Here is a 14,048-nt window from a genome sequence, read left to right on the forward strand (position 1 = left end):
GTTCCGCGCAGGTTAAACCATCCCCGCCAGCTTCAACTCACTCTTCAAGTACGCGTAATAAATCGGCCCCGCCACCACCCCTGGCAGGCCGAACGCGGCTTCGAACACCAGCATCGCCAACAACAGTTCCCACGACTTGGCACTGATCTGCCCGCCGACGATGCGCGCATTGAGGAAGTACTCGACCTTGTGGATCACGATCAGGTAGCCCAACGCCGCCACCGCGACCCAGATCGACAGCGACAACGCCACAATCGTAATCAGGGTGTTGGACATCAGGTTGCCGATTACCGGCAGCAGGCCCAGCAGGAACGTCAGCACGATCAGGGTCTTGGTCAGCGGCAGGTGAATCCCGCACAGCGGCAGCACCACCGCGAGGAAGATCGCGGTGAACGCGGTGTTCAGCGCGGCGATCTTGATCTGGGCGAAGACAATGTTGCGAAAGGCCTGGACCAGCAGGTGCAGGCGATCAAACAGCGCAGCCGCCAGGGGTTTGCGCTTGGTGAGGTCGGGTACGCGCTGCAGCGCGATGATCGCGCCCAGCACCATGCCGATCAGCAAGGTCACGAACATGTGCGCGGCGTCTTTGCCCACCAGTTGCAGTTCGCTGAGGTGTTTGCTCAACCATTCGCCGATGGCCACGCGGAACTCGGCAGCGCTGGCTGGCAAATAGGCGTCGAGGAACGGCGGCAACTGGCCGCGGGCACGGTCGACCACGCCCATGAATTTATCGAGGGAAGCTCCCGGGTTTTCCGCTTCATGCAGCAGGAAGCTGATGGCCCCGGCAAAAATCAGGGTCAGGATGCTGACGATCAAGGTCCCCAGCAACGCCACCGCCAACCAGCGTGCACGCCGGCCTTCGATCAACCGCTGCAATTGCGGGGTGAGCATGTTGACCAGCTCATACACCAGCAGCCCGGCCAGCAGGCTCGGCAGCAACTTCAATGGCAAAACCAGCAGCAGCCCGCCAAAAATAAGCACGCAACTGACCAACAACAACACGTGACGCTGAGAAAACGTTGGCATACAGCCTCAAAACGAACGGCGTTAAAGGATGGGCAGTCTGCCAGCCTTGGGTGAATCAAGCGAGAAGTCTAAACGCGGCCCAGTGAGGGAGCTGGCTTGCCTGCGATGGCGGTGGGTCAGTCACCACAGGCTTGCCTGCCAGATCGCTATCGCAGGCAAGCCCAGCTCCCACAGGGTCCTGCATCATTATTTCTTCAGGCAGGTGCTCATAAAGGTTTTACGCGCGTCCCCGGTCAGCGCCTGGGTTTTCGCCGTGGCGTTGCAATCTTTCATTTTTTGCTGCTGTGGGGTCAGGGTCTTGGCGTCATTGGCCGCCGGGGCTGCCTTGAGGCAGGTGCTCATGAATGCCTTGCGATCATCACCGGTTTTGCCACTGGTCTTGGCTTCGGCGTTGCACGTGGTCATTTTTTGTTGCTGGGCCGTCTGTGCAGCTGTGGCGGCAAAGCCCTGGGAACACAGCAGCAGGCCCATCATCAACAACGGAATACGCAGCATCTTCATGGAGTTTTCTCCCTGTTACCGCACCGAGGGGCACGGCCTCCCCTGCAGTGTAGTCAAACCCTGTTACACCTTCCTGCCGCGTATATTTGTCCGGCGGTACTGCTCCGGGGTGCAGCCGGCCTGGCGCTGGAACATCGCGATAAAGGCCGAGGCGGTGCTGTAGCCCAGGTCAAACGCGACCTCCTGGACACTGCGGGTGCTGTCCAACGCTTCGATGGCCGCCAGGAAACGCAGGCGCTGGCGCCATTCACCGAAGCTCATTCCCAGGTCGCGCACAAATTGCCGGGCCAGGGTGCGCTCGCTGACATGCACCTGTTGCGCCCACTGGGCCAGCGGCCGGTTATCCCCGGGCGCGGCCTGCATGCCTTCCAGCACGCTGGAAACCCCGGGGCTGCTGGCATAGGGCAGGAAACAATCGTGGACCGGCGCCTGTTTGAGCTGGTCCACCAGCACCTGGGCCAGCCGCACGTCGGCCTCGTTTTCGGGAATGTTGACGTCACGCTCGGCGAAATCGCTGAGGATCGCCTTGAGAATCTCACTGATAGCCAACGTGCACGGCTGCTTGGGCAACTGCTCGCACAGGTGCGGCGCCAGGTACACCGAGCGATACACGATGGCCTCGGCGATGTCCGCACTGTGTTCGGTGCGTGGCGGGATCCAGATAGCGTAGAGCGGCGGTGACATGAAGCGGCTGCCGGCCACCTCCATGCGCATCACGCCACGGGACGAATAGTCCAGGGAGCCCCACTCATGCTGATGCGCTGAGGCCTGGGTATGGGCTTCGAACTCCGAATAACGGAAGTACACCGGGGACGGCAAGTTGTCGAAGTCGGGAAGTTTGATGTCTTTCTTGAGCATGTTGTCTGGATACACACGCGGGATGGCTGGATCGAAGTATAAGCTTCGATCCAGACAAGGGATAATCGTCCCTCATAGACGCAACTGGTTCCTCTCGATGCAATACGCTTATCCGTTACTGGCCATTTTTATCTGGGCCGGCAATACCGTGGTTAACAAGCTGGCGGTGGGGACGATTTTCCCCGCCGAGATCGGCTTCTATCGCTGGCTGCTGGCCGGCTTGCTGTTTACCCCGTTCATGCTCAAGCCGGTGATTGCCAACTGGCCGCTGATTCGCCCGAACCTGGGCAAGATCTTTATCCTCGGCGTACTTGGCATGGCGGTGTATCAGAGCCTGGCGTATTACGCCGCCACACTGACCTCGGCCACCAACATGGGCATCATCCTTTCGCTGATGCCGCTGATGGCTCTTACTGCCGCAATCATCAGCCTTGGCCAACGCCTGACCTTCGGGGCCCTTACCGGTGCCGTGCTGTCGTTCGCCGGCGTAGTGGTAGTGGTTTCCGCCGGCAGCCTCGGCGCCCTGCTGCAACACGGGCTGAACCTCGGTGACGGGATGATGCTGGTGGCCACCCTCGCCTACGCGGTCTACAGCACCCTGCTGAAAAAGTGGCAGCTGCGGTTGCCGCCGCTGGTGTTGCTGTATTTACAGATACTGGTGGCGGTGGTGGTGCTGTTTCCGCTGTTTGTGTTCTCCGACAAGGCGGGCCTGGGCTGGTCGAACATTCCGCTGGTGCTGTACGCCTGCCTGCTGGCCTCCATGCTCGCGCCGTTGGCCTGGATGCACTCGGTGAAAACCCTGGGCCCGAGCCGCACCACGCTGTTTTTCAACCTGCTGCCGCTGATCACCGCGTTGATCGCGGCGGTGGTGTTGAAGGAACAGTTGGCGACTTATCACCTGGTGGGCGGCTTGTTGACCCTGGGCGGGGTGATTTTGTCGGAGCGCTGGACGACGCCGGTTAACCGTAAAGCGTCTTAACCCTTAGAAGCCAGTTGCCAGATCGCGCAACTGGCCCTCCACCGCGTCACACGAACGACGAAATATCGCCGGGTCAAACTCCTCGCCCTCTGCCGCAATCACCGTGACGTCCTCAATACCGATAAACCCCAACGCGGTGCGCAGATGCGGATCGGCGTGGTTCATCGCCTCGTTTTCACCGCCCGGGCCAAAGCCGCTGCCGCCGCGGCTGGTGATGATCAGCGCCTTTTTGCCCAACAACAAAGGCTGATACTGGGCAATGCCCTGGCTGTCCTGGGTGATGTCTACGGTGTGGCCCATGCGTACGATCTGGTCGATCCAGGCCTTGAGCCCGCTGGGAATCGCGAAGTTGTACATCGGGACGGAAATCACCAGCAGTTCGTGCTCGACCAACTCACCCACCAGTTCATTGCTCAACTGTAAATCAGCGTGCATGGACAAAGGCATGGACTGGGGCTCGGGGTGGAAGCTGGCGGCAATGAATGCTTCGCTGACATGGGGAATCGACGCACGGCCGACTTCGCGGCGGGTCAGTTGCGCGCCCGGGTTGGCGCTTTGCCACGCGGCGAGAAACACCTCGGCCAGGCGCCGGGAATGGGAGCGTTCGCCACGCGGGCTGGAATGAATCACAAGCATTTTTTTCATCTGTAAGGCCTTCACACGCTAGACTCCGGCAACCTGAATAGCTGCCACTCTTGCCCACAAATCTAGAGATGAGCGGCCTACCTCACAAATGAGCAATAGTTGTTTGGGATGAGAAAAACTCATCCATGGAGCCTGCATGTTCGCCTCGCTGCCCCTGACCGCCCTGCGCGCCTTTGAATCGGCATCGCGCCTGCTGAGTTTCAAGGCTGCCGCCCACGAGCTGTCGGTGACGCCGACGGCGGTGTCCCACCAGATTCGCGCCCTGGAAACCTGGCTCGGCGTGCCGCTGTTCGAGCGGCTGCCGCGCCAGGTGCGCCTGACGGAGCGCGGCGAGCGCTTGTTCCACAGCCTGCATGGCGCGCTGCTGGACGTGGCACAAAGCGTCGACACCCTGCGCCCGCAACGCAGCGCCGGCCATCTCACGCTGTCCACCACGCCCGCGTTTGCCGCTTTATGGCTGGTGCCGCGACTGGGACGCTTCTACGCTGCCCATCCGGATATCAGCCTGCGCCTGGACACCAACTGCGCCGTCGTGGATTTACAGCAGGACGCCAGTGTCGACCTGGCGATTCGCTACAGCATCGACGACTACACCAACCTGTACGGCTTGTGCCTGTTCGATGAGTGTTTCGCGGTCTATGGCTCCCCCGAACAGGTCGCCCTGGCACGCGAGCGCCCGCCGACCTTGATCAGCGTGCGCTGGCATAACTCCCAGCTCTACGCCCTGGGCTGGCAAGCCTGGTGCGAAAAGGCCGGGGAAGACTGGTTGCAATCCGCCTCGCCACTGCGCGAATACGACGAAGAACACTACGCCCTGCAAGCAGCGATCGCCGGCCAGGGCTTGGTGCTGGCAAGCAATATCCTGGTCTCGGAAAGCATCAACAGCGGCTTGCTGGTGCCTTACCGGCCCCAGGTCAGCGTGGACGGCGCCGGCTACAGCGCCCTGTGCGTACCGGGACGTGAACGGCACCCGCCAGTGCGAGCATTTTTTGAATGGCTAAGGGACGAAGCGCGGCTGTCAGGCCACGCCCCTCAAATCCGATAAAACTTTTTGCACTGCCTGGGACTCACAACTTAGTGCGATCACGCCGACAGAGCGTGGCGTAAAACCGGATTAGCCCCAGGAGAATCAAGATGACTGACTCACATTTGTCTGACGTAGCCACATTGCGTGACCGCGCCCGCAAGAACGTCGAAAACGGTGCCGTGACTGAAGGCTATGACGCCGACCGCCAGGAGATCCTGCGCCTGCTCAACGAATCGCTGGCCACCGAACTGGTGTGCGTGCTGCGCTACAAGCGCCACTATTTCATGGCCAATGGCGTCAAGGCGCATGTCGCTGCCGAGGAATTCCTTGAGCACGCCACCCAGGAAGCCGAACACGCCGACAAGCTGGCCGAGCGCATCGTGCAGCTGGGCGGCGAGCCGGAGTTCAACCCCGACCTGCTGTCGAAGAACTCTCACGCACAATATGTAGCCGGTAACACGCTCAAGGAAATGGTCTACGAAGACTTGGTGGCCGAGCGCATCGCGGTGGACAGCTATCGCGAGATCATCCAGTACATCGGTGACAAAGACCCGACCACACGCCGGATCTTCGAAGACATTCTGGCCCAGGAAGAAGAGCACGCCGATGACATGGCAGACATTCTGAAAGACCTCTAACTAACCGCAACCCCATGTGGGAGCGGGCTTGCCCGCGAAGGCGGTGGATCAGTCGGCACATTCCTGACTGAACCACCGCCTTCGCGAGCAAGCCCGCTCCTACATTTGCTTCCCGGTTTTGCCAGCTAGCCCTTCACTGTTTTAGGCGCCTTGCCTTCCTTCATCTGTTGCAGCAACGGCGCACACTGGTTCGGCTCATCGCCGCTCGGTGCCACCAGCGCCAGCAAGCCCGCCGCCGGGCCGGCAATTACACCCAGCGCCACCATGCCCGCGCCACGCAACATCAACGGCACGGCTTTCACCCCGGCATTGGGCTTGATGAACGGCCCATTGACGTACAACGGCGAACGCAGGGAAAACAGACGGAAGCCCTTGGACTCCGGCGTAATCGTCAGGTCCAGCTGCTCGCTGGCCATGTTCGCCGTGCCATCGATATAGATGATGGCGTTCTCGGTATCGAACACAAACAGGCGAGTCGTCGCCAGGCCGGACTTGATGCCGAAGTCTGCCGCCGCGCAGTTGATCTTCACTTCCTTGTCGCCAAACAGGCGGCCAACCACGTAGTTGCCCACGTTAAGCCCGGCGATTTCCATCAGGCCACGGCTGATGGCACCGTCATTGATCAACATCTTCAGATCGCCATTCGAGGTGCCCAACAGCGCCGCCACCGAGTTGCCGCGCCCGGAGATATCCGCATCCCCATTGAGCTCACCGAAGCTGGTTTTCATCGGCTCGAAAGTCGGGAACAGCTGCTTGAGCTTGAAGTTGCGTGCGGTGAGTTTCGCCTGGCCTTCCATCGGCGTGGTGCGCCCGTTGAGGCGAATCTGCGCGTCGAGCTTGCCGCCCGCCACGCCGAAACGCAGGGGTTCGAGGCTCAATTGGCCATCGTTTAACACCAGGTGAGTGTAAAGGTCGGTAAACGGCAATTCGGCGCTGTGCACGATGCGCTTGCCGGTGAATTCAACGTCGGCATCCATATCGCGCCAGCGCTCAGTGCGGAACTCTTCCACCGGCAACACCTTGGTTGCCGGCTGCTTGCTTTCACCACCACGGGCTTTTTGCTTGGCGTTGGAGTCGGCGCCAATCAGCGGCGCGAGGTCAGTCATCAACAGTTGGTTGGAGACCAGCGCACCCTTGAGTTTGGGCCGTGGCTGGCTGGCGACGTAGCCGAGGTTGCCGTGGATGTCGCTGTCGCCGATCTTGCCGTTGAAGTTCTCGTACTGGAACGACGCGCCGTTGGCCTCATGCAGCTTGGCGATGAGGTGACCATCGGTGGAATAGGCTGGCGAATCCGGCAGTGTCACGCCGGTCAGCGGGTAGAGGTTGCCCAGGCTGCTGCCGGAGAGCTTGAGGCGCAGGTCGAGTGCGCCGAGGTTCATCGGGTCGGTCAGGGTGCCGGCCAGCGCGATGCTGGTGTCGCCGATCCTGGCCTGGGCTTGCAGCGGGAACGGTTTGGCAGCGTCCTGCAGCGCCAGCAGGCCACCGATCTTGCCGGTGCCGTCGAGTTTCTGGCCGTGGTACTGGCCTTTGACCTTGAGACCGAACGCGTAATCCTGCGGCGCCGCGCCTTTTTCCAGGGCCTTCCTGGCGTCGGCGTCGCCGACGATCTCGCCGAAAGGGATCGGCTTGCCGAGTAAATCGATGACCACGTCGAGCTGGGTCTTGAGGGTTTGGTCGTCGAGGGTCACGTGGCCCTTGTCGAAACCGATGGCGCCGATGTCTACCACCCAGTTGGACGGTTCGGCGTTCGGGTCCTTGGGGTCGAACTTGAAGGTCCAGTTGGCGCGGCCATCGGCCAGGCGCTGCAACTGCGCACTCGGTTCGGTGAGGTCGATACGCGGGATCACCACGCGCTGGGCCAGCAACGCCAGGGGCGAGATGCGCAATTCAACACGCTTGAGAGTGACCATTTGCGGGGTTTTCGACCAGTCGGGGTTGCCCAGGGTCAGGTCTTCGGCAATCACATGAGGCCACGGAACCCAGGCGCGCCAGCCGCCTTCATCGGGTTCGCGGCGCCACACCACCGCCAGGTTGCCATTGATGGCAAAGGCGCGGTGCAGCTCTTCGGAGACTTTGGCATTGATCGGCGGCTTGACCCGGTTCCAGTCAAAGAACACCAGGACCAACACCACAATGGCGACTAACAAAACGAAGCTGGCGCAGCTCCAGGCGAGAATTTTACGAGTGCGCGTCATTGCACAGGACTCCAGGTTACGACTGAGCGGGCGCGTTACGGCGCACGTTATGACTACAGCTTATATGGCTACGACTGACAAACCGCGCGGGGGTTTAACCCCATCGATGAATTACCGGCAAAAACCATCGTTTCTGACCAACCAGACCGCTCCAATCATCAACGACGCACCGTTGTTACCCACGATCGTGTCGAAAATACCCACTACGGTGCAAAAGCGCGGGCTTGAGACCTGCGAGATAGAGCCTTCGCAGGGAACAATCAATTCTGTTGATTATTACCATTGTGTTTATGAACTTTTATATCGACTTATCAAGAGTAGCATTAGCCCTGTACCCAATTTATCGCACTCCCTAGGAGCAACCCTCATGAAACGCCAATTACTCGCAAGCTTTGTACTCTCCGTCCTGGCCACCAGCGCATTTGCCCTGCCAGCTGCTGAACAGGCCACCCCGCAAGTGAAAGCCGATGCTTCCCACGCAAGCCAAACCCTGGCCCGCAGCGGTGCTTCGGACAAGAACAACACCGACTACAACGGCAGCATCACTGAAAACGGTTCGGACAACGCCAACAAACGCGCTTACACCGAAGGTGTTGTAGAAAACGGCCGTAACCGCCTGGAACAAAAAGGTCTGGTTGAAGGTGGCGCTGATCGCCTGATGGAACGCAACGCTGTTGCCGAAGGTGGCCGTGATCGCCTGGAACAGAAAGGTCTGGTTGAAGGCGGTGCTGAACAAGCCAACGAACGCGCTTATGCCGGTGCTGTCGCTGAAGGTGGTTCTGACCGTGTGAACGAACTGCATCAAGCCGCGAGCTAAGCCCGTGCTGGCCCTGGAAAAAAGCCCGATCACCCGATCGGGCTTTGACTTTGTGTGAACCGCAACGCCCTTCTCCCTTTTGAAGTTCGACGCTGGCAAAGCTGATTTGCTAGAGTGCGTCGCTGTCCTTATCCACAAAGCCCGCCTGCCAATGCTGCCCCGCGCCGAACAGAAGCAACAGACCCGACTCGCCCTGATGGACGCAGCCCGCCATCTGATGGAGTGTGGCCGTGGGTTCGGCAGCCTGAGCCTGCGTGAAGTGGCCAAGACCGCCGGCATCGTGCCCACCGGTTTCTACCGTCACTTTGCCGATATGGATCAGTTGGGCCTGGTTTTGGTCAGTGAAGTCGGCCAGACCTTTCGGGCAACGATTCGCCTGGTGCGCCACAATGAATTTGTGATGGGCGGCATCATTGACGCCTCGGTACGCATTTTCCTCGACGTGGTCGCCGCCAACCGCTCGCAATTCCTGTTTCTGGCCCGTGAGCAATACGGTGGCAGCCTGGCGGTTCGCCAAGCGATTGGCGCCCTGCGTGAAGACATCGCCAGCGACCTGGCCGCCGACCTGACCCTGATGCCCAAGCTCCAGCACCTGGATGCCGACGGCTTGCACGTGATGGCCGACCTGATCGTCAAGAGCGTGTTTGCCACCCTGCCCGACATCATCGACCCGCCCGCCGCAGCGTTGCCTGCGCACCTCACACCTCAAGCGAAAATCACCCAGCAACTGCGCTTTATCTTTATCGGCCTCAAGCACTGGCAAGGCCTGGGCAGCACCGAATAACTCAGCGCACGCTATGGAAACGCTTGGCGGTGGTGTAGTTGCGGTTCCAGTAGCTGTTCGCCAGTGAGTCGATGCGCACGTTTTTGCCGGTGCGCGGCGAGTGTATGAATTTGCCCTCACCGATATAGAGACCGACGTGGCTGACCTGGCCGCGCCCATTGCCCCTGAAAAACACCGCATCACCGGGCTGTAATGCCTCGCGCCGGACCGTGGCGGCTGTCGAGCGGTGCATCGCGCTCGTGGTACGGGGCAGATTAATGTTGGCTTCGGTCTTGAATAAGTACACCAGGAAGCTGCTGCAATCGAAGCCTTGGGCTACCGATGTCCCACCCATTCTGTAAGGCGTGCCCAACAGTGCGTGGGCGCGGTCGATCACGCTGTCGATCGACGATGAGGTGTGGAACGCGACCGGCGGCTGGAAATTGGCGGATGCGGATGAAATAGCCAGCGAAAGGCTGACAATCAATAAACAGAAAAATGACTTGTACATGCTCGAAACCGCTGAAGATTAATGACGGAGCGGAATCCTAATGAAACAGCGCGTAACCTGATGAGCGGCGAATCCTGTTACAGCGTGGGAAAAATCCGAAACAACCCGACCTCCCAAAAGATGAAAGAAATTTCATGCAGCACGCAGCGCAATTCAACGCCGGACGCTCGAAACCGGTGCTATAAATTCACTGACGCACCAAAATGAAACATTTTGGAATAATTTCCTGCGCCATCAGGTGGCACATGCCGCCTGCCTACAGGGAAATCCTACTCCCCGCGTGGTTGGCAAGACCCTTGCTCTAGCTTGCTTATCGCTCATAGCTGGAAGCTTTCCTGATGCTGGTGATCCACCGCCGAATCGCCCCCGAACCCGTCTGGGCCGCCGAGTTGCTGCTCAATTTCGACGCGCGCAGCAAAAGCCGCCTGCGTTGTTTCAGTGCCGAGGGAGAAGACGTCGGCCTGTTTCTGGAACGCGGCCAGCCGCCGCTGCACGATGGTGAATGCCTACAGGCCGAAGACGGACGTGTCGTACGCGTGCGGGCGCGCCCTGAACAACTGCTGCACGTCACCTGCCCCAATGCCTTTGAGCTGACCCGCGCCGCCTATCACCTGGGCAACCGCCACGTGGCCTTGCAAGTGGGCGACGGTTGGTTGCGCTTGCTTGATGACTACGTGCTCAAGGCCATGCTTGATCAGTTGGGCGCGACCACTGAAACGATCGAAGCGCCGTTCCAGCCCGAACATGGCGCGTATGGCGGTGGGCATCATCACTCGCGCCACGGCGACGAAGACTTCAACTACCCGCCCAAGCTGCACCAGTTCGGCGTACGCCTGTGAACCCCGCCTGGGCGCTGTTGCGCCTGGCCAGCCCGCAATTGCCGATTGGTGGCTACAGCTATTCCCAAGGCCTGGAAATGGCCGTGGAGCAAGCCCGCGTGAACGACCCGACAAGTGCCGGACGCTGGATCAGCGATCAACTGTTGCTCAACCTGGCGCGTTTCGAGGCGCCGCTGTTGCTCGCCCACTGCAAGGCCGCCGCTGAACAAGACTGGCCAAGCCTTGCGCAGTTGTGTGAAGAGCACCGCGCCAGCCGCGAAACCCGCGAGCTGTATCAGGAAAGCCGCCAGATGGGTTATTCCCTGCACCAACTGCTCAATGGTTTGCCAGAACTGGATGAGACCGCGCGGGCATTTCTGTCGACCCAACCTGAACCGCACCTGGCCCTGGGCTGGGCGCTGGCCGCCCGCGCCTGGCAGATCAGCCCCGACGACGCCCTGGCTGCCTGGCTATGGAGTTGGCTGGAAAACCAACTGGCGGTGCTGATGAAGACCCTGCCCCTGGGCCAGCAAGCCGCCCAACGCCTGACCAGTGAACTGCTGCCGCTGCTGCAAAAAGCCCAGCAGAGCGCCAGCCAACTCGGGCCCCATCACTGCGGCAGCGCCGCCTTTGGCCTGTCCCTGGCGTGCATGGCCCATGAGCGCCAGTACAGCCGCCTGTTCCGTTCCTAGGAGAAGCATATGAACACACAACCCCTGCGCGTCGGCATCGGTGGCCCAGTCGGCTCCGGCAAGACCGCCCTGACCCTCGCCCTGTGCCTGGCCCTGCGCGACCGCTACAACCTGGCGGTGGTCACCAACGATATCTACACCCGCGAAGATGCCGACTTTTTGGTGCGCAACCAGGCCCTGGCGCCCGAGCGCATCATCGGCGTGGAAACCGGCGGCTGCCCGCACACCGCGATTCGCGAAGACGCCTCGATCAACCTCGAAGCCGTGGACCAACTGAACCGGCGCTTTCCCGGCCTGGACCTGATCATCGTGGAGTCCGGCGGCGACAACCTCTCGGCGACCTTCAGCCCGGAGCTGTCAGACCTGACCATCTACGTGATCGATGTGTCGGCCGGCGACAAGCTGCCGCGCAAAGGTGGGCCAGGGATTTGCAAGTCCGACCTGCTGGTGATCAACAAGATCGACCTGGCGCCGCTGGTGGGCGCATCCCTGGAGCTGATGAACAGCGACACCCAGCGCATGCGCGGCGGCAAACCCTTCGTCTTCAGTAATCAGAAAACCGGCGTCGGCCTGGAAGAAATCGTCGCCTTCATCGAACGCCAGGGCTTGCTGACCGCAGCCTGATCAACCTCTACAAGGAGCCTGTCCATGCGCCTCAATACACTTCTCGCCGCCGCAGCGTTGCTGCTCACCCCCGCCCTCGCCTTCGCCCACCCCGGCCATGGCGACAACGGCCTGGTGGCTGGTATCAGTCACCCGTTGGGTGGCATCGACCACTTGCTGGCGATGGTTGCCGTGGGCCTGTGGGCCGCACAACAAAAAGGCGCGGCGCGCTGGGCGCTGCCGTGCACGTTTGTCGGCACCATGCTGATCGGCGGGATGCTGGGCTTTGAAGGGCTGGAACTGCCGGCGCTGGAAAGCGCGATTGCCGCGTCGGTGCTGGCGCTGGGCCTGGCGGTAGCGCTGGCGGTGCGCCCGCCGTTGTTCGTGGCGGTAGCGGCGACGGCGCTGTTTGCGCTGTTCCATGGCGTGGCGCATGGTTTGGAGCTGCCGGACATGTCCAGCCCTTGGGCGTATGCCGCAGGGTTTGTGGGTGCGACGGCGGTTTTGCATGCGGCCGGGTATGCCGTGGTGCGCTTCCTGCCGGCGGCGGCTGCGCCGTTGGTGCGGGTTGCTGGCGCGGCCTCGGCGGCGACCGGGGTTTGGTTGCTCGCTGCCTGAGATTTGCGGCGTTTCCAATGGCCTCATCGCGGGCAAGCCCGGCTCCCACAGGAGTACTTGGTCAACTGTGGGAGCCGGGCTCGCCCGCGATGACGGACTCACAGCCACCACCTACCTCAAGCCTGATACCATGTCGCGCAAACACCCCTGCCGTGACGACGCCAGCCGATGCCCATCGCTCCAAGCTCTGCCCTCAAGCCCCAATTGACCGCCGTGTTGACGCACTTCAACGACCTGATCGTGCCACTCTGGCAAGGCCCGGGCTGGAATGCCGACCTGGCGCTGCCCTATGAGGCACTGGACGCAGACCACCGCCCATTGCCCCCGCAACGCTACCGCGCCATGGCCTGCGCACGGCAGTTGTACCTGTTCGCCAGCCTGATCGGCGAGCCCGGAGCCGCCTTTGCCGAAGAGCGCGCAGCCGCGCTGTTCCGCTCCCTGCAACGGCACTTCCACGACGCCGAGCACGGCGGCTGGTTCTACAGCATCGACGCCCACGGCAAGCCGCTGGATAAACGCAAAGACCTCTACACCCACGCCTTCATCATCTTCGCCTGCGCCCACTATTGGGCCAAAGTGCGCGAGCCGCTGGTGGAGTCGGTGCTCGATGCCGCCCTGGAAGTGGTCGCCGATCGCTTCGCCACCGGCGACGGCCTGTACGAAGCGGTGCTGGAGCGTAGCTGGTCATCCCTCAAGTCCGGCCCTTTGCAGAACCCGTTGATGCACCTGGCCGAGGGCTTCCTCGCCACGCTGGCCGTGCGTGAAGACGCCGTGACGCAAGACGCGCTGCTGGATTTGGCCAATGCCATGCAGAAGCGCTTCATCGACCGCCAGCACGGCGTCATGATGGAAAAGCCGCTGGGCGCTGTGGATAACTGGTTTGAGCCGGGGCACCAGTTCGAATGGTTCTTCCTGCTGGAATCTTCAGACTTGCTGCGCGGCACGCCGCTGCACACATCGCTGAACAAAGCGTTCACCTATGCCGAGCAACAGGGTGTGGATAACGTGACAGGGGCAGTCAGCGGCATGCTGGCCCTGGACGGCACCGTGCGCGATGGCACCCAACGTATCTGGGCCCAGGCCGAATACCTGCGGGCGCTGACCTTGCGGCCCGCCAGTGCAGCCGTGCTGCAACGCCAATTGCTGGCGCTGCAACAGCGCTTCCTGCATGACAAAGGTTGGAACGAATGCCTGGATGCCAAGGGGCAAGTGAGCCGTCGGGACATGCCGTCGACCACCCCTTACCACTTGGCCACGTGCTACCTGGGGTTAGTCGAGTATCTCGGCTGATTTTCAGGGCGCTATCGCCGGCAAGCCGGCTCCTACGGATGAATGGGTTCAAACATCAAATGTAGGA

General features: G+C 61.2%; 16 protein-coding genes. 10 read left to right on the top strand and 6 right to left on the bottom strand.

What is annotated here, in order from left to right:
• Positions 1 to 12: 12 nt before the first annotated feature.
• The 3 genes from ACZRN6_RS18015 to ACZRN6_RS18025 form a co-directional block, all read right to left on the bottom strand.
• Positions 13 to 1,026: an AI-2E family transporter gene (locus tag ACZRN6_RS18015; RefSeq protein ID WP_003217402.1), complete on the bottom strand. Its 1,014-nt coding sequence runs from the start codon at positions 1,024 to 1,026 to the stop codon at positions 13 to 15.
• Between the two features lie 186 nt (positions 1,027 to 1,212).
• On the bottom strand, positions 1,213 to 1,527 hold the full coding sequence (locus ACZRN6_RS18020; protein WP_017478381.1) for a PsiF family protein: 315 nt from the start codon (positions 1,525 to 1,527) through the stop codon (positions 1,213 to 1,215).
• Positions 1,528 to 1,590: 63 nt separating this feature from the next.
• On the bottom strand, positions 1,591 to 2,385 hold the full coding sequence (locus tag ACZRN6_RS18025) for an AraC family transcriptional regulator (RefSeq protein ID WP_322143026.1): 795 nt from the start codon (positions 2,383 to 2,385) through the stop codon (positions 1,591 to 1,593).
• 97 nt (positions 2,386 to 2,482) lie between these two features.
• On the opposite strand from ACZRN6_RS18025, the gene ACZRN6_RS18030 reads away from it, so the two are divergent.
• The gene (locus tag ACZRN6_RS18030; protein WP_322143025.1) at positions 2,483 to 3,364 is read left to right on the top strand and encodes a DMT family transporter; all 882 of its coding nucleotides are present in this window, start codon (positions 2,483 to 2,485) and stop codon (positions 3,362 to 3,364) included.
• Between the two features lie 3 nt (positions 3,365 to 3,367).
• Here ACZRN6_RS18030 and ACZRN6_RS18035 read toward each other — a convergent pair whose 3' ends face one another.
• On the bottom strand, positions 3,368 to 4,009 hold the full coding sequence (locus tag ACZRN6_RS18035; protein ID WP_464008430.1) for an FMN-dependent NADH-azoreductase: 642 nt from the start codon (positions 4,007 to 4,009) through the stop codon (positions 3,368 to 3,370).
• Positions 4,010 to 4,145: 136 nt separating this feature from the next.
• On the opposite strand from ACZRN6_RS18035, the gene ACZRN6_RS18040 reads away from it, so the two are divergent.
• Both ACZRN6_RS18040 and ACZRN6_RS18045 read left to right on the top strand, forming a co-directional pair.
• Complete coding sequence (locus ACZRN6_RS18040; RefSeq protein ID WP_464008431.1) at positions 4,146 to 5,054, top strand: LysR substrate-binding domain-containing protein; 909 nt, start codon at positions 4,146 to 4,148, stop codon at positions 5,052 to 5,054.
• A gap of 89 nt (positions 5,055 to 5,143) precedes the next feature.
• Positions 5,144 to 5,674 (top strand): ferritin-like domain-containing protein, encoded by a 531-nt coding sequence (locus ACZRN6_RS18045; protein WP_003217418.1) that lies wholly within the window; start codon positions 5,144 to 5,146, stop codon positions 5,672 to 5,674.
• 125 nt (positions 5,675 to 5,799) lie between these two features.
• Here the strand turns inward: ACZRN6_RS18045 and ACZRN6_RS18050 are convergent, their stop codons facing one another.
• A complete protein-coding gene (locus tag ACZRN6_RS18050; RefSeq protein WP_464008432.1) occupies positions 5,800 to 7,869 on the bottom strand; it encodes an AsmA family protein in 2,070 nt (689 codons plus the stop codon).
• Positions 7,870 to 8,236: 367 nt separating this feature from the next.
• On the opposite strand from ACZRN6_RS18050, the gene ACZRN6_RS18055 reads away from it, so the two are divergent.
• Together ACZRN6_RS18055 and ACZRN6_RS18060 are read left to right on the top strand one after the other, a co-directional pair.
• Positions 8,237 to 8,686: a hypothetical protein gene (locus ACZRN6_RS18055; RefSeq protein WP_322143021.1), complete on the top strand. Its 450-nt coding sequence runs from the start codon at positions 8,237 to 8,239 to the stop codon at positions 8,684 to 8,686.
• Positions 8,687 to 8,837: 151 nt separating this feature from the next.
• Positions 8,838 to 9,470: a TetR family transcriptional regulator gene (locus tag ACZRN6_RS18060; protein ID WP_322143020.1), complete on the top strand. Its 633-nt coding sequence runs from the start codon at positions 8,838 to 8,840 to the stop codon at positions 9,468 to 9,470.
• Between the two features lies 1 nt (position 9,471).
• Here the strand turns inward: ACZRN6_RS18060 and ACZRN6_RS18065 are convergent, their stop codons facing one another.
• Positions 9,472 to 9,960, bottom strand: a complete 489-nt coding sequence (locus ACZRN6_RS18065) for a C40 family peptidase (RefSeq protein ID WP_322143019.1) — start codon at positions 9,958 to 9,960, stop codon at positions 9,472 to 9,474.
• Positions 9,961 to 10,298: 338 nt separating this feature from the next.
• On the opposite strand from ACZRN6_RS18065, the gene ureE reads away from it, so the two are divergent.
• From ureE to ACZRN6_RS18090, 5 genes are all read left to right on the top strand, one after another.
• A complete protein-coding gene (gene ureE / locus ACZRN6_RS18070; protein WP_322143018.1) occupies positions 10,299 to 10,799 on the top strand; it encodes an urease accessory protein UreE in 501 nt (166 codons plus the stop codon).
• Positions 10,796 to 11,470, top strand: a complete 675-nt coding sequence (locus ACZRN6_RS18075; RefSeq protein WP_322143017.1) for an urease accessory protein UreF — start codon at positions 10,796 to 10,798, stop codon at positions 11,468 to 11,470. The genes ureE and ACZRN6_RS18075 overlap by 4 nt, the downstream gene beginning before the upstream one ends.
• A 9-nt stretch (positions 11,471 to 11,479) precedes the next feature.
• Complete coding sequence (gene ureG, locus ACZRN6_RS18080; protein WP_322143016.1) at positions 11,480 to 12,094, top strand: urease accessory protein UreG; 615 nt, start codon at positions 11,480 to 11,482, stop codon at positions 12,092 to 12,094.
• Between the two features lie 24 nt (positions 12,095 to 12,118).
• Positions 12,119 to 12,691 (top strand): HupE/UreJ family protein, encoded by a 573-nt coding sequence (locus ACZRN6_RS18085; RefSeq protein WP_464008433.1) that lies wholly within the window; start codon positions 12,119 to 12,121, stop codon positions 12,689 to 12,691.
• A 168-nt stretch (positions 12,692 to 12,859) separates the two neighbouring features.
• Positions 12,860 to 13,981 carry an AGE family epimerase/isomerase gene (locus ACZRN6_RS18090; RefSeq protein ID WP_464008434.1) on the top strand — a complete coding sequence of 374 codons (1,122 nt, stop codon included), beginning with the start codon at positions 12,860 to 12,862 and terminating at the stop codon, positions 13,979 to 13,981.
• Positions 13,982 to 14,048: the final 67 nt, after the last annotated feature.

It is taken from the genome of Pseudomonas sp. A125, assembly GCF_055409485.1.

What these genes read in the sequence shown, in the direction of transcription:
- ACZRN6_RS18015 (WP_003217402.1), bottom strand. Translation starts at nt 1,026, where the DNA reads ATGCCAACGTTTTCTCAGCGTCACGTGTTGTTGTTGGTCAGTTGCGTG.
- ACZRN6_RS18020 (WP_017478381.1), bottom strand. Translation starts at nt 1,527, where the DNA reads ATGAAGATGCTGCGTATTCCGTTGTTGATGATGGGCCTGCTGCTGTGT.
- ACZRN6_RS18025 (WP_322143026.1), bottom strand. Translation starts at nt 2,385, where the DNA reads ATGCTCAAGAAAGACATCAAACTTCCCGACTTCGACAACTTGCCGTCC.
- ACZRN6_RS18030 (WP_322143025.1), top strand. Translation starts at nt 2,483, where the DNA reads ATGCAATACGCTTATCCGTTACTGGCCATTTTTATCTGGGCCGGCAAT.
- ACZRN6_RS18035 (WP_464008430.1), bottom strand. Translation starts at nt 4,009, where the DNA reads ATGAAAAAAATGCTTGTGATTCATTCCAGCCCGCGTGGCGAACGCTCC.
- ACZRN6_RS18040 (WP_464008431.1), top strand. Translation starts at nt 4,146, where the DNA reads ATGTTCGCCTCGCTGCCCCTGACCGCCCTGCGCGCCTTTGAATCGGCA.
- ACZRN6_RS18045 (WP_003217418.1), top strand. Translation starts at nt 5,144, where the DNA reads ATGACTGACTCACATTTGTCTGACGTAGCCACATTGCGTGACCGCGCC.
- ACZRN6_RS18050 (WP_464008432.1), bottom strand. Translation starts at nt 7,869, where the DNA reads ATGACGCGCACTCGTAAAATTCTCGCCTGGAGCTGCGCCAGCTTCGTT.
- ACZRN6_RS18055 (WP_322143021.1), top strand. Translation starts at nt 8,237, where the DNA reads ATGAAACGCCAATTACTCGCAAGCTTTGTACTCTCCGTCCTGGCCACC.
- ACZRN6_RS18060 (WP_322143020.1), top strand. Translation starts at nt 8,838, where the DNA reads ATGCTGCCCCGCGCCGAACAGAAGCAACAGACCCGACTCGCCCTGATG.
- ACZRN6_RS18065 (WP_322143019.1), bottom strand. Translation starts at nt 9,960, where the DNA reads ATGTACAAGTCATTTTTCTGTTTATTGATTGTCAGCCTTTCGCTGGCT.
- ureE (WP_322143018.1), top strand. Translation starts at nt 10,299, where the DNA reads ATGCTGGTGATCCACCGCCGAATCGCCCCCGAACCCGTCTGGGCCGCC.
- ureG (WP_322143016.1), top strand. Translation starts at nt 11,480, where the DNA reads ATGAACACACAACCCCTGCGCGTCGGCATCGGTGGCCCAGTCGGCTCC.
- ACZRN6_RS18085 (WP_464008433.1), top strand. Translation starts at nt 12,119, where the DNA reads ATGCGCCTCAATACACTTCTCGCCGCCGCAGCGTTGCTGCTCACCCCC.
- ACZRN6_RS18090 (WP_464008434.1), top strand. Translation starts at nt 12,860, where the DNA reads ATGCCCATCGCTCCAAGCTCTGCCCTCAAGCCCCAATTGACCGCCGTG.